Below are 17,581 nucleotides of genomic sequence, written 5' to 3' on the forward strand. Positions count from 1 at the left end.
CCGATGCGGATAGTGCTCCCTCTCATCGGGCTGCTGGCCGCGACGCCCGCCACTGGCCAAACCCTCAAGCCTCGGATCGACGCGCGGCTGCGCTACGAACAGGTCGAACAGGACGGTCTGCCTCTCGACGCACAAGCGGTGACGCTGCGGGTCCGCGCCGGGGTTCAGGGAAGCCTAGGGCCGCTGACCGCGTTGGTCGAGGCGCAGGGCAATCTCGCCATCGTCGATGACCGCTTCGACGGCCTCTCCGGATCGGCGGCGCGTCCCCTGATCGCCGATCCAGAGACTGTCGCGATCCACCGCGCACAGCTTGCGCTCAAGCTTCCGGTCGTCACGCTGACCGCGGGGCGCCAGCGGATCACGCTGGATGAAGAGCGCTTTGTCGGCGCAGTCGGGTTCCGCCAGAACGGGCAGAGCTTCGATGCAGTGCGCGCCGAGGCGACGCCGGTAAAGGGCGTGAAGGCCGATCTCAGCTATGCCTGGAGCGTGCGGACCATCTGGGGAATCGATGGTACAGGAGCGCGGCAGCGGGCCGTGGGCGGCGACAATGTCTTTGCCAACCTGTCCTGGGCGAGTCCCGTTGGAACGCTGACTGGCTTTGGATACTGGGTCGACCAGGATGAGGCAGTGGTACAGGGCTATCGGCTGTCGAGCCGGACCTTCGGCGTGCGCCTCGCAGGTGTGCGGATGCTCGGCAAGGCGAAGCTCGCCTATCAGCTGAGCCATGCGCGTCAGAACGATAGGGGGCGCAACCCCAATGACTATTCAGCCAGTTATTGGTTGGCGGAGGTGTCGGTGGACCTCAACGGCCCGAAGCTGGGGATCGGGTATGAGGTGCTTGGTGCCGACACGGGCGTGGCGCTGACCAGTTTCCAGACTCCGCTCGGCACCAATTTCAAATTTCAGGGCTGGGCCGACAAATATCTGGCCACACCGCCCGATGGCGTGCGCGACCTGTATCTGAGCGCGGGCTGGGTCTGGAAGGCGATCGGCCCGGCGAAGGGGGTGACACTGCAAGCCGCGTGGCACCGCTTCGAAAGCGATCGGCTGACCCGCCATTATGGCGACGAACTCAACCTGGTGGCGTTGGCGAAGCTGGGCAAGACCACTGCATCGGTCCGCTTCGCAGACTATCGCGCGACCGGTTTTGCCACCGACACGCGCAAATTCTGGCTGCAACTGGACTGGACACTTTGATGGAACTGCAACCCGTAACGGCTGCGAAGGACGACATGCGCGAGCACCTTGTGGTGATCGGCAACGGCATGGCCGGGTGCCGCGCGGTCGAGGAAATCCTGGCGCGCGATCCGACCCGTTATCGCGTGACGATCTTTGGCGCGGAGCCGCGCGTGAACTACAACCGCATCATGCTCTCGCCCGTACTTGCGGGGGAGAAGGCGTTTGAGGACATCGTCATCAACGGCGCGGATTGGTACGCCGAACATGGTATCGACCTGATCGCGGGAGACCCGGTGGTCGGCATCGACCGCGCCGCCAAAACCGTGACGTCACGGACGGGGGTGACCACCGGCTATGACAAGCTGCTGATCGCCACCGGCTCCGATCCCTTCATCATTCCGGTGCCGGGTCACCAACTGCCAGGCGTGGTCGCGTTTCGCGACATGGACGATGTCGGCACGATGCTCGCCGCCGCTGAAAAGGGCGGGAGCGCGGTGGTGATCGGGGGCGGCCTGCTCGGGCTGGAGGCGGCGCATGGCCTGAGCCTGCGCGGCATGAAGGTGACCGTGCTGCACTTGATGCCGACACTGATGGAGCGGCAGCTCGATGAAGCCGCCGGGTGGCTGCTCAAACAGGCGCTGGAGGCGCGCGGCCAGACGATCCTGACTGGCGCGGACACCGCCGAGATCGTGGGCGATGGCAAGGTCGAGTGCGTCGTACTCAAGGATGACACGCGGATCGCGGCCGATCTGGTGGTCATGGCGGTGGGTATCCGCCCCTCAACGGGGCTTGCCCGGGCGGCAGGGCTTGAGATCGGGCGCGGGATCAAGGTCGACGACCATATGGTCACGTCCGATCCCGATGTGCTCGCGGTCGGCGAGTGCGTCGAGCATGACGGCAACGTCTATGGTCTGGTCGCGCCTTTGTGGGACATGTGCCGCAGCCTCGCCGACCATATGACCGGTAGCCCGAGCGGCTATCGCGGATCGGTCACCTCGACCAAGCTCAAGGTGTCGGGGATCGACGTCTTCTCGGCGGGGGATTTCTCCGGCGGGGATGGGTGCGAAGACATCGTGATGCGCGACGCCGCGCGCGGGGTGTACAAGCGCGTGGTGGTCAAGGACGATCGCATCGTCGGCGCGGTGCTGTATGGCGACACCGCCGACGGCAATTGGTATTTCGGCCTTTTGAAGAAGCAGGAGAGCGTTGCCGATGTCCGCGACCTGCTGATCTTCGGCCAGGCCTTCGCCCAGGGAGGGGGCGCGGCGGACCCTAAGGCGGCCGTTGCGGCGCTTTCCGATGATGCGGAAATCTGCGGCTGCAACGGCGTGACCAAGGGGCAGGTGGTATCGTGCATCGCCAAGGGCGCGCATAGCCTCGATACGGTGCGGGCGATCTGCAAGGCGTCGGCGAGCTGCGGGAGCTGCACCGGGCTGGTCGAGACCGTCCTTGCGCTGACGCTGGGCGATGAAGTGCAGGCCGGTGCCCGCACGATGTGCAAATGCACCAGCTTTGGCCATGACGATGTCCGGCGCGAGATCGTCGCACAGAACATGCGATCGATACCGGAGGTGATGCAGAAGCTGCACTGGAGCACGCCCGATGGCTGTTCCTCGTGCCGTCCTGCGCTCAACTATTACCTGCTCTGCGCGCTGCCGGGCGAGTATGTCGACGACCAGCAAAGCCGCTTCGTCAATGAGCGCATGCACGCCAATATCCAGAAGGACGGCACCTATTCGGTCGTCCCGCGCATGTGGGGCGGCCTGACCAACCCGCGCGAACTGCGCGCGATTGCCGACGTGGTGGAGAAGTACAACGCGCCGATGGTCAAGGTGACCGGCGGCCAGCGGCTCGACATCTTCGGGATCAGGAAGGAGGATCTGCCCGCGGTCTGGGCCGATCTCAACGCCGCAGGGATGGTCAGCGGCCATGCCTATGGCAAGTCGCTGCGCACGGTGAAGACGTGCGTCGGCTCCGAATGGTGCCGCTTCGGCACGCAAGATTCGACGGGTCTTGGCGTCAGAATCGAGCGCGCGACCTGGGGGTCGTGGATGCCGCACAAGTTCAAGATCGCGGTCAGCGGCTGTCCACGCAACTGCGCCGAGGCGACGATCAAGGATTTTGGCGTGGTGTGCGTCGATGGCGGCTATGAGCTGCACGTCGGGGGCAATGGCGGCATCCGTGTTCGCGCCACCGACCTGTTGTGCAAGGTCGCGACCGAAGCGGATGCGATCGAGCATTGCGCCGCCTTCATCCAGCTCTACCGCGAGGAAGCGCGCTACCTTGAGCGCACTGCGCCGTGGATCGAGCGGGTGGGGGTCGAGTATGTGCGGTCGCGGCTGCTCGACGACGACGCCGTCCGCGCCGACCTCGCCGCGCGCTTCTTCCATTCGCAGACTTTCTCGCAGGACGATCCCTGGGCGGCCCGCGCACAGGGCGCGGAACGCGAGCATCATGCGCCGATGGCGCGCTTTACCCCGGTTGGAGAGATGGCATGATCGGCGAGTGGCTCGATATCGGCTGGCTGAACGAAATCCCCGTGCGCGGTAGCCGCACGGTGCAGGTCGAGGGCGGCGACGACATCGCGATTTTCCGCACCGGCGAGAACAAGGTGTTCGCTTTGCGTGACCGCTGTCCGCACAAGCATGGCCGCTTGTCGCAGGGGATTGTCCATGGCGGCGCGGTGGCCTGCCCGCTGCATAACTGGCGCATCTCGCTCACCACCGGCGAGGCGCTAGGCGAGGACAAGGGCTGCACCCCGACGATCCCGGTCAAGATCAGCGCCGGGCGCGTGCTGATCTGTCGCGCCAGCACGCTGAAGGCGGCGGCGTAGGTGACTGCGGTCCGCACCACCTGCGCCTATTGCGGCGTCGGCTGCGGCATTCGCGCGACCGTCACGGGTGAGCGCGCGGTGCGGATCGAGGGCGATCCCGACCATCCCGCCAATCGCGGGCGGCTATGTTCAAAGGGCACGCATCTCGGCGAAACCGTCGGTCTGGAGGGACGGCTGCTCCATCCGATGATCGGCCTCAAGCGCGCTAGCTGGGACAAGGCGCTCAACCTGGTTGCGAAGCGTTTTCGCGACACGATCGCGCGGCATGGGCCGGGCAGCGTCGCCTTCTATGTGTCGGGCCAGTTGCTGACTGAGGATTATTATGTCGCCAACAAGCTGATGAAGGGCTTCATCGGCACTGCCAACATCGACACCAATTCGCGGCTGTGCATGTCGAGCGCAGTGGCGGGGCATAATCGCGCGTTCGGCGAGGATGTTGTCCCGGCCAGCTATGACGATCTCGACGCCGCCGACCTGATCGTTCTGGTGGGGAGCAACACCGCATGGTGCCACCCGGTCGTCTATCAGCGCATCCGCGCGCGGTGCGAGGCGGGTGCGAAGCTGGTGGTGATCGATCCCCGCCGTACCGAGACCGCGGAGGAGGCCGATCTGCATCTGCCCATCCGCCCGGGCAGCGACGTCGCGTTGATGAACGGCCTGCTCCACTGGTGCCGCGAGGCGGGTGTGCTGGATGAGGCGTATCTAAACGCGCATGTCGCAACGCCCGAGGGATTCTGGGACGAGGTAGGAGAGGGGAGTGACCTGTGGTCGGTGGCGCGCGTCTGTGACGTGGCGCTTGTCGACCTCAGGCGCTTCTACGAGTTGTTCGCCGCGACACCGCGCACCGTGACGCTGTTCAGCCAGGGCGTGAACCAGGCGCTGAGCGGTACCGATCAGGTCAATGCGATCACCAACGTCCACCTCGCCACCGGCCGGATCGGCAAGCCGGGCGCGGCACCGTTTTCGATCACCGGGCAACCGAATGCGATGGGCGGACGCGAGGTCGGCGGGCTTGCCTCCGCGCTTGCCGCACATATGGATTTCGCCCCGGAGAACCGCGACCTCGTCCAGCGCTTCTGGGCCTCGCCGACGATAGCGGAAAAGCCGGGGCTGAAGGCGGTCGACCTGTTCCGGTCGATCGGCGAAGGGCGGATCAAGGCGCTGTGGATCATGGCGACCAATCCGGCGGTTTCGATGCCCGACGCGGGGCGGGTGCGCGAAGCACTCGCCGCCTGTCCCTTCGTCGTGGTCAGCGACGTCATGGAGCGGACCGACAGCGCCGATTATGCCCATGTCCGCCTGCCCGCCGCCGCCTGGGGCGAGAAGGACGGGACGGTCACCAACAGCGACCGCACGATCAGTCGCCAGCGCGCGCTCTTCCCGCTGCCCGGTGAGGCCAAGCCCGACTGGTGGATCGTCAAAGAGGTCGCGCGGCGCATGGGATGGAAGACCGCCTTTGCCTATGACCGCCCGGCCGAAATCTGGCGCGAGCATTGTCGGCTGTCGACCTATGGCAATGACGGCAAGCGGTTGTTCGCGCTGCCGGATGGCGGGGCGGGAGGCAATGCCGCCTATGACGCGATGAGCCCGTTCCGCTGGGGCGGGACGCCGTTTGCCGATGGCCGCTATTCTACCGCCGACGGGCGCGCGCGGCTGGTGAGCGTGACGCAAAAGCCGCTGGGCGCGCCCCTGCGCGACTGGCCGATGAGGCTCAACACCGGGCGCTATCGCGACCAGTGGCACAGCATGACGCGCACCGGCCTGTCGCCAAAGCTGGCACGGCACCGCGAGGAGCCGCTGGTTGAGGTGCATCCCGACGATGCCGCCGAACTGGGCCTCGCCGACGGCGGCCTCGCTCGGGTGGCGACGCCGCAGGGGGACAGCATCTTCCGCGTCGCCCTGACCGATGCGCAGCGGCGCGGTGAACTGTTCACCCCGATTCATTGGACCGATCGGACCTCCACCGGCGGACGCACCGGGCTGCTCCCGCGCCCGCTGACCGATCCGCATTCGGGTCAGCCGGGGTTCAAGGCGACTCCGGCGAAGATTGAGCCCGTCGCGACCCAATGGCGCGGGTTCCTGATCCTGTCAGGTGACCTGATGGCACCGCCGCGCTGCCTATGGGCGACGCGGGTGGCGGTGCCGCAGGGCAGTCTGTGGGAACTCGCGGGCAATGGCGATGCTGCACGGATCGAGGCGCTGCTGCCACGCGGCGAGCGGGTCGAGGCGATCGATGCCGCGCGCGGCACGCGGCGGATTGCCGTGCTCGATCATGGAAAGCTGGCGGCGGTGCTGTTCGTAACCCGCAGCGGCGAACTGCCGTCGCGCGACTGGCTGATCGGGCAGCTGGTGGAGGAACGCGCCGCATCGACCCTGCTCGCCGGGCGTGCGCCGGGGGCGCAGCCCGATCGCGGTGCGGTAATCTGCGCGTGTTTCGATGTCGGGCTCAACACCATCATCGCGGCGATCCGCGACCGCCAGCTTGCCGATGTCGCCGCAATCGGCGGCGCGCTGCAGGCCGGCACCAATTGCGGATCGTGCCGGCCGGCACTCGCCCGTATCCTTTCGGAGGTGACGTCCGATGCCGCATGAAGACTTTCCCGCAGGCAGCGTATGGCTGGTCGGCGCCGGGCCGGGCGATCCCGACCTGCTGACGCGCAAAGCGGTGCGGCTGATCGAAGCGGCCGACATCGTTTATCATGACGCATTGGTCGGACAGGGCGTTCTTGACCTCATCCCTGTCGGTGTAGAACGCGTCAGTGTCGGTAAGCGCGCCGGGCGGCATTCGAAGGATCAGGGCAGCATCGATGCGCTGCTGGTCGCCGCCGCGCGCGCCGGGCGGCGCGTGGTGCGGCTGAAGGGTGGCGATCCGTCGCTTTTCGGACGCTCGGCCGAGGAAATGACCGCGCTGCGCGAGGCAGCGTGCATCGTGCAGGTCTGCCCCGGCGTAACAGCGGCAAGCGCTGCCGCAGCGTCGGCGGGGGTGTCGCTATCGCTGCGCGGTCTTGCGCGCGAGGTGCGGTTCGTGACCGCGCACAGCCGCAACGGCGCGGCGCTCGACCTCGACTGGGCCTCGCTTGCCACCCCCGGCGCGACGCTCGCTTTCTATATGGGCCGTGGCGCGGCGGGGGAGATTGCACGACGGCTGATCGCAGCGGGTGTCGACCGCGCGACCCCAGTTCTGATTGCATGCAATGTCAGCTTGGGAACTGAAAAACGGCTCTCGACACGCCTTGACCTGCTGGACATCGCAACTCGCGCCTTCGCCGAGGACGCGCCCACGTTGATCCTGATCGGGGAAGCGGTACGGATCGACGATGCGGCACGGGTCAATGCCGCATGTGGGACCGTGATGCATGGGTAAGTCCGAGCCAATTGCCGCTTTCACCGAACCTTGTGCCGCGACGATGGATCACGACGCGGCGCAGGCCATCCTCGCTTTGCACGCTCTCCCGCTCGGCGACGAGGAGATTGCACTTGCGTCGGCGGCCGGCCGCGTTCTCGCAGAACCGGTGATTGCGCGGATCGACTCGCCCCGGCGCGATTGCGCGGCGATGGATGGCTATGCGGTGCGAAGTGTCGACCTTGATGGCGCGCCGCTTCGGATTGTGGGTACGTGCTGCGCCGGTGCGTGCGATGCCGGATCGGTCGCGGCGGGCGAGTCGATGCGGGTGATGACAGGCGCGCCGATACCGAGTGGCGCTGATCGGGTCATCGTCGCCGAGCGGAGCGAACGGCAAGGCGACCATGTCCTTCTCCATCCGTCTCCCGGTGAGCGCGCGCATGTCCGCTTGCGCGGGAGCGACTTTCAAGCTGGGGCGACGTTGCTGCCACGTGGCGCGCTGCTGGATCCTTTCGCGCTGGTCACCGCGGCTGCCGCCGATGTCGCAGTGGTGCGGGTATGGCGAATGCCTCGGGTCCTCATCCTCGCAACCGGGGATGAGATCGTCGAACCGGGGACAGCGATCGGCAATGCGCAGGCCATTCCCGACAGCCTGTCGATCGCGCTTTGCGCTTTCGCGCGCGAATGGGCCGGTGGCGACGTTTCAGCGCGGCGTGTCGCCGATGACCCGTCTGCGATCCGCGCCGCCGCGCGGGAGGCGCTCGCCAAGGCTGATCTGCTGGTCATCGCTGGCGGTGCTTCGCGCGGGGACCGAGATCACTGCCGCGCCGCATTGACCGCGATGGGATTGGAAATCGCATTTGCCGACCTGGCGATCAAGCCGGGCAAGCCGGTCTGGTTCGGGCGTCTCGGCGGACTTGCGGTGATGGGCCTTCCCGGCAACCCGACGGCAGCGCTGACTGTCGCCCGCCTGTTCCTTGCACCATTGCTCGCCGGTCTCAGCGGGCGCCCCCCTGCAAGCGCGTTGGACTGGCGCACCGCAGCGCTTGTGGACGCGGTCCCGGCCAACGGTTCGCGTGAAGCCTTTCTCTGCGCAGCCGAGGAAGGCGAGCGAGTCCGCTTGCTCGACCGCCAATCGGCGTCGGGACAGGCGCTGCTTGCACGTACCCGGTTTCTCGTCCGCCGCCGGGCCAACGCCCCGGCACTCCCCGCAGGAGCGCCGGTCCCCGCTCTTGCGCTTGGCCATTGAGATGCGGCTGCTGGGGGCCCTCATCGCTGGTGGCGCCTCACGACGCTTCGGAAGCGATAAAGCGCTGGCGACGATCGGCGGCGTCAGCCTGATCGACCATCCGCGCGGCGTACTCGAAGCTCAGGTGGATGATCTGGTTCTTTGTGGCCGCCCATCGAATCGGATGCGCTGGATCTCCGATCGCCCTGCGCCTGGGCTCGGGCCGCTGGGCGGGCTCAACGCCGCGCTGGCTGACGCGCGCGCGCGCGGGGATACGACGCGGTTGTGACGGTACCCGTCGACGTATTTCCGCTCCCGCTGGATCTTGTCGGTTGTCTTGGCTTATCCGGCCCCTGCGTGTTTGCCACCCAGCATCTGATTGGCCTCTGGCCCGCCGATCTTGGTCCACGGCTGGATCTGCACATCAAATCCGGCTGCCGTTCACTGCGGTCCTGGATCGGGGCGACCGATGCGAGAATAGTGGACGATGCGGGTCTGGGCCTCTCCAACATCAACACCCGCGCCGACCTTGCGGCTATGCTTGCCTTGAGTGGCCTATCGAAATCGGCCTCGTCGAATGGACTGCCAACACTGGAACGGGCCTCGGCTTAAGCCGAGGCCCGAGTGTCATTTGCCTTTGTCTCTTTCTTTGGCGCAGCAGGGGCAGTCCTTATCGCAGCAGTCGCTCATGTTCATCGCTGACCTCCAATTTGGAGGGGAGAGAATACCATCCTCGCCCATATCGACAAGCCTGCTCTCGCTGGTAGCGACGGGGCCAAGTTGCAAAACAGCGATCGGGTTTTTGGGCTTGCCGATTGGGAGACCGCGTGAGCTGAAGGATAGGAAGCTGTCGATCAGCGCGAAGGACGAACCGCTGAGCGTTGCGCCCGATGAGGGACAAGTTGGGAGTTTGCGTATTACAGTGCCAGTATAGGGGGACTCATGAATACAGGGCTGTTGACCGCAATGACGCTCGCGCTTGTCGGTTTGAGCGAGACACCACTCGCGATTGCCACAACCGCAAAGGACATCGCCGCGGTCCAATCACCAATCGCGACGGTGGACAGGTTTCACGCGGCGTTGACCGAAGGGAAGGTTGAAGCCGCGCTCAAGCCGCTAAGCGACGATGTGCTGATCTACGAGTCCGGTCGCTCCGAGCGCAGCAAGGCGGAATATGCCAGTCATCATTTGAACGCAGACGCTGAGTTCGCGGGCGCGACCCAGCGCAAGCTGGTGAATCGCACGTCCTGGATCGGCGCCGACACTGCCAGGGTCACGACCGAGACCGAGACGACCGGCACTTTCAAGGGGCGCGCGCTTGCCCTTACTGGCACCGATACGATGATCCTGCGTTGGACCGCCGGCGTGTGGAAGATCGTCCATATTCACTGGTCGTCCGCGGCCAAGCGCTAGGCGTCGGGTGAGAGCGTTCCAAGGAGCGCGACCACCAGCACCACAGCGATGCCGAGCGATAATTCGAGCAACAGGCTCATGCGGATCGCGCGCGCGTCGCGGCCGATGGCATGTTCGAGCCGCGGGGTGAAATGCCAGCGATTTGCAGCCGCGAATGCGAGCATCGCGAAGAACAGGGCGATCTTGGCCGCCAACGTCTGGCCATAGTCGCTGGCGATCAGCTGCGCGGGGCGGGCAAGATCGGCGATCATAGCGAGGTTGATCACGCCGGTCACGATCAGCACGCCGACGATTGCCGTGCCGGTGGTGGCGAAGCGGCGCAACGCCGGGACGATCTCTTCGATCGCTGGCTCGCGCCGCCCGAGTGCCACGAGCAGAAGGACCAGCGTGCCGATCCAGATGGCGGCCGCGATCAGGTGGAAGATGTCGGACGCCTTATGCAGGACGCCAGTCGCACCGTCGCCAGCCCCCGCATGGCCAGACCAGGCGAGGCTCGCGAGCGCAACGACGCCCAGTATTGTTGGCAGAAAAGGGGAACGTTTGGATCGCACCAGCACAGCTGTCAGCGCCCCCAGGGCCAGAAGCCGAACCGCCGCACCCTGCCCATGGCTCGTTTCGAGCGCGATGAAGCGGAGCATTTCGGCATCGAGTAGGGTCGCATCACCCCCGACCATGGCCGCGGCGCTCGCCGCGAAATGCGCAACAGTGATCGCCACGCCGAGCCCTGCGAGCAGGGCGATCGCACGCAGCGGCACCTCGGCGGGCGCGGTTCGCCGTGCGCACAGGAGCAACCCGGCGATTGCCATCAAATCGAGGTAGAGGAGAAAGCGCAGCGCGATCGCCACGCCTTCTTCCGCCATTGCCGCGATCATGTCAGCCGATGGTGAAGCTGTGCGTGCCGGTAATCCGATGTGTGTCGCCGCCGACGACGTGCCAGTCGACCCGATAGGTGCCGGCCGGGAGCGGCTTGGCCGAGGTCAGCACGATAGAGCTGCCGTCGCTGCCGACGGCGGCGTTGACGCCGTTCATCTTCATGTCTGGATGATCGGTCATTCCAGGCATGCCCGTCATGGTAAGCGTCGCACCCGACAGCTTGGGCGTCAGTCGCTCGCTGAACTTGAGGACGATACGCGAGGCGGTCTTGACCGTCGCGTTCGCCGCCGGGCTCGTGGACAGCAGCTTGGGATGGGCCAGCGCGATGCCCGGCACCGCGAGCAGCGAGAAGATCGCTGCTGCGAACATGGATCTCGAAAGGAAGCGCATGAACTACTCCAGTTGGTTCGATGCATGATACGTGCAGACATATTGCACCCCTCGAAATTTCGAGGGCACGCGCCCATAGTCACGTAGTGAGGGGCGGAGACGACAGAGATGGTAACTGAAATCGACTATACCGCGCACATGACGCAGACGCGCTGGTCCGAGCATCCCGGCCTCGACGGCATCGAGGACCGTATCATCGGGGGCATTGATGCGCGCAGTTCCGACGCGGTGGGGCCGCGCATGACCGCGATGCTTGCGACGGGCGCGTTGTTGATCGGCGCTGTCTTTGGCGGCGTGCCCGGCCAGCGCGCGGCGGCCGCAAAGCCGCATGGATTGGTTGAGCCTGGACCGCTGGCGCCGTCCACGCTGTTGCTGGGCAGCGCGGCCGAATGATCCGCCGTCGCGCCGGACTCGCGCTGATTGCATTCGCTGCTGCGTTGTGCGGCGCGCTGGTCGCACATTTTCTGATCCCTGACGCCGCCAAACCATCGATCGATATTCACGCCGTCCTGCACGACCGGCTGAACCTCGACGCCGCGCAGGCGAAGAAGCTGGAGGTTCTGGAGCGCGATTTCGCGGAGCAGCGTCGGTCGCTCGAGGCGCGGATGCGCGCAGACAATCGTCGGCTGGCCGCTGCGATCCAGGCGGAGCACCGCAACGGCCCTGCGGTCGAGGCGGCGATTGATGCCACGCATATGACGATGGGCGAGCTGCAAAAGGCGACTGTCGCGCACGTCTTCGCAATGCGCGCATTGCTGCGGGAAGATCAGGTCGGGGTGTTCGATGAAGCGGTGACCAAGGCGCTTGTCGAAGCGCCCCAGTGAGCGTCGGCGACGATGACAGCGACACCGCTTTGGTATCGCGCAGTCTGGCGGGGGACCAGCGCGCGTTCGCCACTCTTGTCGGGCGCTATAAACGCTATCTCTACGCCATCGTCGTGCGGCTCGTTGGCGATCCTGACGAAGCGCTCGACCTGGTTCAGGAGGCGTTCGTGTCGGCCCATGCTGCGCTTCGGCGGTATGATCCCGATCGCCCGCTACGGGGTTGGCTTGCGCGGATCGCGCTCAACAAGGCGCGGGACTGGCGGCGCAAGGAGCGCGTGCGCGCGGCACTCCGCGCACTGCTGCCAATCGGCGAGGGGCAGAACGTGGCCGATGACGCTGCCTTGCCCGATCGCCAATTGGCCGATCGCAACGAGCTTACCCGCATCGAACGCAAGATTGCGGGGATGCCCGCGCGCCTGCGTGAAGTGCTGCTGCTACGGACGATGGACGAACTGCCCCAGGCGGAGGTCGCCGAACTGCTCGGGATCAGTGAGAAGGCCGTCGAGACGCGGCTCTACCGTGCGCGCCGCTATCTGCACGACGCCGGATGATCCGACGGGTCGTTCAGCTTCGCGATGATCGGACAGTCGGGGCGATCGTCCCCGGCGCAGCGCGACGCAAGATCCCTCAGGGTGTCGACCATCGCCTGCAACGAGTCGATCTTGGCCTGAAGCTTACGGATGTGGCCCGCCGCCATGGCCTTCACATCGGCGCTTTTGCGTTCGCGATCGCGCCACAGGCCCAACAGCTCGGAAATCTCCGCCACCGAAAACCCCAGGTCGCGCGCGCGCCCGATAAACCGTAGCTCGTGGACGTTGGCATCCGAATAGTCGCGATAGCCCGAGTCGCGGCGATGGGCGGGCGGGATGAGCCCGATCTCTTCATAATAGCGGATCATCTTGGCCGAGATGCCCGTTAACCGCGCCGCCGTGCCTATATTCATATCTGCTCGCCCGCTGATACCGACGGAAAAAATATAATGGCACCGGCTTGACCTTCCAATGGTTGGAAGGATTATTGGCCCATCACGTTGGGGTTAGAAGTGACCCCGACTCCGCAAATTCAAGGAGTTCGACGTGACACGCACCGTAAAGACCGCAGAATTGTTTCGCATGGTGATGCCCAAGCACACCTGCCCCTATGGCCTGAAGGCACTCGATCTGCTCCGGCGCGAAGGCATTTCGGTCGCTGACCATCACCTGACGACGCGATCCGAAACCGATGCCTTCAAGACACAGCGTGGCGTGGCGACCACGCCGCAGGTCTTCATCGATGGCCAGCGCATCGGCGGCTATGACGATCTGCGCCGCTATCTGGGAAAGCGCATCCGCGACAAGGACGCGGTGACCTATGTCCCGGTCATCGCGCTGTTCGGCGTCGCCGCCGCGATGGCGCTGTCGGCGAGCTCGGCAATCGAACAGAGCCTGTTCACGGTTCGCGCGGCCGAGTGGTTCATCGCGTTCGCCATGTGTCTCCTCGCCCTCCAGAAGCTGAAGGATATCGAGAGCTTTGCAACGATGTTCCTCAACTACGACCTGCTGGCTAAGCGGTGGGTTCCCTATGGTCGCATCTATCCCTTTGCTGAGCTTGCCGCCGGCGTTCTGATGGTCGCCGGGACGATGATGTGGCTGTCGGTGCCGATCGCATTGTTCATCGGCACGATTGGCGCGGTGTCCGTATTCTACGCCGTCTATATCGAGCGGCGGGAGCTCAAATGCGCCTGTGTCGGCGGCGACAGCAAGGTGCCATTGGGCTTCGTTTCGCTCACCGAGAATGTAATGATGGTCGCGATGGCGGTGTGGATGGTGGCGAAGCCATCGCTGTTGGTCGCCCACTGAGCCCGAAGCATGCGTCGCCGTGAGGGGTGACCCGCACCGGCGCGTAGTCAGATGCAATTCAACGGAGCTTCGACAAGTCATGGTTCGAACAATGGATCGACGACAGCTGCTCGGCGGCGTCGGAATGGGGGGCGCAGCCCTTGCGCTTTCGCCATGGATGCCGGCATGGGCGCGCAGCAATTCTCCCGGTCTGGTTGCTGACCTCCAGACGGTGTCCGGCGAAGACATCCGGCTGCGCATCGCGCACCAGATGATCCACCTTAACGGTCGCCATGGTCATGCCATCGGGATCAATGGCACCGTTCCGGGACCGCTGATCCGATTGCGCGAGGGGCAAAATGTCCGGCTTCATGTCGAAAACGCTCTCGACGAAGACAGCTCCATCCACTGGCATGGCCTGATCCTTCCGTTTCATATGGACGGGGTGCCGGGGGTCAGCTTTCCGGGGATCAAGCCACGCACGACCTTCACGTACGAGTTCCCGCTCGTTCAGGCCGGCACTTACTGGTATCATAGCCACTCAGGGTTGCAGGAGCAGATGGGCCATTACGGCCCGATCGTGATCGATCCCGAAGGCGACGATCCGATCGCGTCGGATCGCGAGCATGTGATCGTGCTGTCCGACTACAGCTTCATGCACCCACACCGGATCTTCCAGAAGCTCAAGCAGATGGGCGGTTATTTCAACCACCAGAAGCTGACCGCGACCGACGGCGAACCGATGTCGGCCGCAGAGCGGATGGAATGGGGCAAGATGCGCATGGACCCCACCGATATCTCCGACGTCACCGGCGCGACCTATACCTACCTCGTCAACGGCCACGGCCCGAAGGAGAATTGGACCGGCCTGTTTCGACCTGGCGAGCGGGTCCGGCTGCGCTTCGTCAATGCGTCAGCGATGACCACGTTCAACCTGCGAATCCCGGGGCTGAAGTTCAGCATCGTGCAGGCGGACGGGATGAATGTCCGGCCGGTGGCCGTCGACGAGTTCCAGATCGCGGTCGCCGAAACCTATGATGTGATCGTCGAGCCGAGCGAGGACCGCGCCTACACCTTGGTCGCCGAGACGGTCGATCGATCTGGCATGGGCGTGGCGACGCTGGCACCGCGCGCGGGGATGCGCGGAGCGGTGCCGCCCCTGCGCAAACGGCCACTGGCGACGATGACGGATATGGGAATGGGCGGTATGGGCGGCCATGGCGCTGCCGCCTGCACGCCTGAACATGCGGCGATGGGCCATTGCACGATGCCAAGCGGCGACGGCGCGAAAAAGAGCGGTGGCACCGCGATGAAGCATTCGATGCGCGATTTCTCGGTCGCGCCGGGGGTCGCAAAGACGCCGACGGTCCAGTCGATCTCGCCGATGCCGGTCGACCGAATGGGCGACCCCGGACAGGGGCTCGACGATGTCGGCCATCGCGTTCTCAGTTATCGCGATCTCGTTGCGCTCGACCGCAACCCGGACATTCGCGGACCGGAGCGGGAGGTGCGCATCCACCTCACCGGCAATATGGAACGCTATATGTGGGCGTTCGACGGCGAGAAGCTGTCCGAGGTTCGCGCGCCGATCCCGTTCACCGAGGGCGAGCGCGTCCGCGTCACGCTGGTCAACGACACGATGATGACCCACCCGATCCACCTGCACGGGCATTTCTTCGAGCTGGTGACGGGGCATGGCGACCATTCGCCACGCAAGCACACCGTCAACGTTCAGCCCGGAGGCACCGCCGCGTTCGACTTCACCGCCGACGCGGTGGGTGACTGGGCGTTCCACTGCCACATGCTCTATCACATGCACGCCGGGATGATGCAGGTCGTGACGGTGCGCCCGCAGGAGGAAGCGGCATGATCGGCTGCCTGCTTCTCGCCGGAACCGGCTTCGTGTCCACCATGGGCCTTGCGCCCACAGGGCAGGCGATGCCGCCGATGGCCGCCCACAAGGATAGTGCCCCGGCCGCGTCAGCCTGCACGCCCGAGCATGCGGCGATGGGGCATTGCCAGATGCCCGACGCAAAGGCACCGGCAAGCCCACCCGCCAGCGACCCGGATTGTCCCCCTGAACACGCGAAGATGGGCCACTGCACGCCTAAGGACGTGGCACCCCCAGATGACGCGGTCGGCACCGACCTCACGCCAGGCACTGCCGCGGCACCCGCGCCCGTCGCTGCGAACTATGCCGACCGCGTCTGGGGTCGGGATGCGATGCAGCCGACCCGCGACGACCTGCGCCGCCATCACGGTGGCGGGTCGTTCAGCAAGATCACGATCGATCTGGCTGAGCTGACCATTGCCGAAGGGCATGAAGGGTATCGCTTCGAAACCGACGCATGGTTCGGGGGCGACATCAACCGCCTCGCTCTGAAGACAGAGGGCGAAGGCACGTTCGGCGAAGCGATCGAGGGCGTCGACCTCAAGGCGCTCTATTCGCGAGCGATCGGCCCCTATTTCAATCTCCAGGGTGGTCTGCGCCAGGAGTTCGGTCACGGTCCCGACCGGACGCATGCCGTGATCGGCATCGAAGGGCTCGCGCCCTATTGGTTCGAGGTCGATGCCTATCTGTCGCTCTCGACCCAAGGTGAACTGCGCGCCAGTGCCTCGGCGGAATATGACCAGCGTCTGACGCAGCGCCTGATCCTCCAGCCGAAGGTCGAGTTCGAGTTATCGGCGCAGGACATCCCGGCGCTTGGCATCGGGGCGGGGTTCTCGAGCGCCGAGGTGGGACTCCGCCTGCGCTACGAGGTCGCCCGCGAGTTCGCGCCTTATGTAGGCATCGTCCACGCGCGAAAGTTTGGAGGAACCGCATCCCTCACCCGTACGTCCGGCGATGATACGCACGCGACCAGTCTCGTCTTGGGGGTCCGCGCCTGGTTCTGAAGGGGAGAAGGGCAGCGCTAAATCCATCGAAGACGAAGCGCGACAGACGCGCAGGAACATCGTCAAGCGGCACGATCGGGCGGTGGTCAGCATCTTCGAGAGGTTCGAGAAGGACAACGCCATTAGCCCAGAGGAGGCGAATGAACTTAGAGCGGCGCGCAAGGATATAAATGAAATCACCGAATACGCATCGGTCGACCTCGAAAACGCGTACAAGAAGGACGGGTGGCTTGCCTGCGAAGCGGCGGGATGAGACTCCAAGCGAACCAACCAGGCGATGCAGCGCGAAGCTGAGCTTCGATCAAGCCCAGCCCGATGCGCTGACCAGTTCGTCGAGCGATGGAAGACGCTGACTGCCCAGACCCAGCGCGCATAGGTGGCGGGTGATCTCGCGGACCTCAAATCGGCGCAGAACGCATTGGCGGGATAGCCCAAAGCCTTGAGCGCCACCCACAAATCGAATCCGTACTTGCGAGTCGCAGGGCTCAACTGGGAATATCGATTGAGACCGGGCGGCGGCTGGATGCCGAACTGGCATTCAACGACGGCATTGATTTCGGGTGAGGCAGGGACCGCGGCATCGGTCGATAAGCGCATTGAGGTCCGCTTTGCGCCCTAATAGCGGACTCCCGAAGCCCTCTCGCCTTCACGAGAGCAGACATAAGCGAACTCAGGTGAGAGCTGCTGCCGGCGACGTTCGAGTGCGTTCGACGATTCCTAGGCAAACCGCGACAACAAACCACCTGGATTTTAAGCTGTTTACCCTCCTTAAGATTGACGAAGTCT

Annotated in this window: 18 protein-coding genes; 15 read left to right on the forward strand and 3 right to left on the reverse strand. The window is 65.1% G+C overall.

Going from position 1 to position 17,581, the window contains the following annotated elements; all coding sequences use genetic code 11:
- Positions 1-3: 3 nt before the first annotated feature.
- From K9B35_RS00415 to K9B35_RS00450, 8 genes are all read left to right on the forward strand, one after another.
- On the forward strand, positions 4-1,197 hold the full coding sequence (locus K9B35_RS00415; protein ID WP_224919836.1) for a hypothetical protein: 1,194 nt from the start codon (positions 4-6) through the stop codon (positions 1,195-1,197).
- On the forward strand, positions 1,197-3,677 hold the full coding sequence (gene nirB, locus K9B35_RS00420; protein ID WP_224919837.1) for a nitrite reductase large subunit NirB: 2,481 nt from the start codon (positions 1,197-1,199) through the stop codon (positions 3,675-3,677). The genes K9B35_RS00415 and nirB overlap by 1 nt, the downstream gene beginning before the upstream one ends.
- Entirely contained in the window at positions 3,674-4,012 is a 339-nt protein-coding gene (gene nirD, locus K9B35_RS00425; RefSeq protein ID WP_224919838.1) for a nitrite reductase small subunit NirD, read from the forward strand. The genes nirB and nirD overlap by 4 nt, the downstream gene beginning before the upstream one ends.
- Positions 4,013-6,604 (forward strand): molybdopterin-dependent oxidoreductase, encoded by a 2,592-nt coding sequence (locus tag K9B35_RS00430; protein WP_224919839.1) that lies wholly within the window; start codon positions 4,013-4,015, stop codon positions 6,602-6,604.
- Positions 6,594-7,376, forward strand: coding sequence for a uroporphyrinogen-III C-methyltransferase (gene cobA, locus K9B35_RS00435; protein ID WP_224919840.1), 783 nt, complete (start codon positions 6,594-6,596; stop codon positions 7,374-7,376). Before K9B35_RS00430 ends, cobA begins: the two co-directional genes overlap by 11 nt.
- A 43-nt stretch (positions 7,377-7,419) precedes the next feature.
- On the forward strand, positions 7,420-8,604 hold the full coding sequence (locus tag K9B35_RS00440) for a molybdopterin molybdotransferase MoeA (RefSeq protein WP_224919841.1): 1,185 nt from the start codon (positions 7,420-7,422) through the stop codon (positions 8,602-8,604).
- Complete coding sequence (locus K9B35_RS00445) at positions 8,594-8,872, forward strand: molybdenum cofactor guanylyltransferase (RefSeq protein WP_224919842.1); 279 nt, start codon at positions 8,594-8,596, stop codon at positions 8,870-8,872. Before K9B35_RS00440 ends, K9B35_RS00445 begins: the two co-directional genes overlap by 11 nt.
- A gap of 677 nt (positions 8,873-9,549) precedes the next feature.
- Positions 9,550-9,996, forward strand: a complete 447-nt coding sequence (locus K9B35_RS00450) for a nuclear transport factor 2 family protein (RefSeq protein ID WP_224919843.1) — start codon at positions 9,550-9,552, stop codon at positions 9,994-9,996.
- Here the strand turns inward: K9B35_RS00450 and copD are convergent.
- Entirely contained in the window at positions 9,993-10,868 is an 876-nt protein-coding gene (gene copD / locus K9B35_RS00455) for a copper homeostasis membrane protein CopD (protein WP_224919844.1), read from the reverse strand. The genes K9B35_RS00450 and copD overlap by 4 nt on opposite strands.
- A 1-nt stretch (position 10,869) precedes the next feature.
- On the reverse strand, positions 10,870-11,259 hold the full coding sequence (gene copC, locus K9B35_RS00460) for a copper homeostasis periplasmic binding protein CopC (RefSeq protein WP_224919845.1): 390 nt from the start codon (positions 11,257-11,259) through the stop codon (positions 10,870-10,872).
- A gap of 108 nt (positions 11,260-11,367) precedes the next feature.
- Between copC and K9B35_RS00465 the strand changes: the two genes are divergently transcribed.
- Genes K9B35_RS00465 through K9B35_RS00475 form a run of 3 tightly spaced genes read left to right on the forward strand, consistent with a single transcriptional unit; the run spans position 11,368 to position 12,634 of the window.
- A complete protein-coding gene (locus tag K9B35_RS00465) occupies positions 11,368-11,652 on the forward strand; it encodes a hypothetical protein (RefSeq protein WP_224919846.1) in 285 nt (94 codons plus the stop codon).
- Positions 11,649-12,083, forward strand: coding sequence for a periplasmic heavy metal sensor (locus K9B35_RS00470; RefSeq protein ID WP_224919847.1), 435 nt, complete (start codon positions 11,649-11,651; stop codon positions 12,081-12,083). The genes K9B35_RS00465 and K9B35_RS00470 overlap by 4 nt, the downstream gene beginning before the upstream one ends.
- Positions 12,080-12,634 carry an RNA polymerase sigma factor gene (locus K9B35_RS00475; RefSeq protein WP_224919848.1) on the forward strand — a complete coding sequence of 185 codons (555 nt, stop codon included), beginning with the start codon at positions 12,080-12,082 and terminating at the stop codon, positions 12,632-12,634. Before K9B35_RS00470 ends, K9B35_RS00475 begins: the two co-directional genes overlap by 4 nt.
- On the opposite strand, the gene cueR is transcribed toward K9B35_RS00475, so the two are convergent.
- Entirely contained in the window at positions 12,613-13,026 is a 414-nt protein-coding gene (gene cueR / locus K9B35_RS00480; protein WP_224919849.1) for a Cu(I)-responsive transcriptional regulator, read from the reverse strand. The two genes, K9B35_RS00475 and cueR, sit on opposite strands and share 22 nt — an antisense overlap.
- Positions 13,027-13,195: 169 nt before the next feature.
- Here cueR and K9B35_RS00485 point away from each other — a divergent pair, with 169 nt between their 5' ends.
- From K9B35_RS00485 to K9B35_RS00500, 4 genes are all read left to right on the forward strand, one after another.
- Positions 13,196-13,921: a glutaredoxin family protein gene (locus K9B35_RS00485; protein WP_224920478.1), complete on the forward strand. Its 726-nt coding sequence runs from the start codon at positions 13,196-13,198 to the stop codon at positions 13,919-13,921.
- A 79-nt stretch (positions 13,922-14,000) separates the two neighbouring features.
- On the forward strand, positions 14,001-15,770 hold the full coding sequence (locus tag K9B35_RS00490; RefSeq protein ID WP_224919850.1) for a copper resistance system multicopper oxidase: 1,770 nt from the start codon (positions 14,001-14,003) through the stop codon (positions 15,768-15,770).
- Positions 15,767-16,795: a copper resistance protein B gene (locus K9B35_RS00495; protein WP_224919851.1), complete on the forward strand. Its 1,029-nt coding sequence runs from the start codon at positions 15,767-15,769 to the stop codon at positions 16,793-16,795. Before K9B35_RS00490 ends, K9B35_RS00495 begins: the two co-directional genes overlap by 4 nt.
- 82 nt (positions 16,796-16,877) lie before the next feature.
- Entirely contained in the window at positions 16,878-17,048 is a 171-nt protein-coding gene (locus K9B35_RS00500) for a hypothetical protein (protein WP_224919852.1), read from the forward strand.
- Positions 17,049-17,581: the final 533 nt, after the last annotated feature.

The organism is Sphingomonas sp. R647 (genome assembly GCF_020177055.1).
Taxonomy (GTDB): Bacteria; Pseudomonadota; Alphaproteobacteria; order Sphingomonadales; family Sphingomonadaceae; genus Sphingomonas.

Bases quoted from the DNA above. Each gene is read 5' to 3' on its own strand.
- K9B35_RS00415 (WP_224919836.1), top strand. From the start codon at position 4: ATGCGGATAGTGCTCCCTCTCATCGGGCTGCTGGCCGCGACGCCCGCC.
- nirB (WP_224919837.1), top strand. From the start codon at position 1,197: ATGGAACTGCAACCCGTAACGGCTGCGAAGGACGACATGCGCGAGCAC.
- nirD (WP_224919838.1), top strand. From the start codon at position 3,674: ATGATCGGCGAGTGGCTCGATATCGGCTGGCTGAACGAAATCCCCGTG.
- cobA (WP_224919840.1), top strand. From the start codon at position 6,594: ATGCCGCATGAAGACTTTCCCGCAGGCAGCGTATGGCTGGTCGGCGCC.
- K9B35_RS00440 (WP_224919841.1), top strand. From the start codon at position 7,420: ATGGATCACGACGCGGCGCAGGCCATCCTCGCTTTGCACGCTCTCCCG.
- K9B35_RS00450 (WP_224919843.1), top strand. From the start codon at position 9,550: ATGACGCTCGCGCTTGTCGGTTTGAGCGAGACACCACTCGCGATTGCC.
- copD (WP_224919844.1), bottom strand. From the start codon at position 10,868: ATGATCGCGGCAATGGCGGAAGAAGGCGTGGCGATCGCGCTGCGCTTT.
- copC (WP_224919845.1), bottom strand. From the start codon at position 11,259: ATGCGCTTCCTTTCGAGATCCATGTTCGCAGCAGCGATCTTCTCGCTG.
- K9B35_RS00465 (WP_224919846.1), top strand. From the start codon at position 11,368: ATGGTAACTGAAATCGACTATACCGCGCACATGACGCAGACGCGCTGG.
- K9B35_RS00470 (WP_224919847.1), top strand. From the start codon at position 11,649: ATGATCCGCCGTCGCGCCGGACTCGCGCTGATTGCATTCGCTGCTGCG.
- cueR (WP_224919849.1), bottom strand. From the start codon at position 13,026: ATGAATATAGGCACGGCGGCGCGGTTAACGGGCATCTCGGCCAAGATG.
- K9B35_RS00485 (WP_224920478.1), top strand. From the start codon at position 13,196: ATGGTGATGCCCAAGCACACCTGCCCCTATGGCCTGAAGGCACTCGAT.
- K9B35_RS00490 (WP_224919850.1), top strand. From the start codon at position 14,001: ATGGTTCGAACAATGGATCGACGACAGCTGCTCGGCGGCGTCGGAATG.
- K9B35_RS00495 (WP_224919851.1), top strand. From the start codon at position 15,767: ATGATCGGCTGCCTGCTTCTCGCCGGAACCGGCTTCGTGTCCACCATG.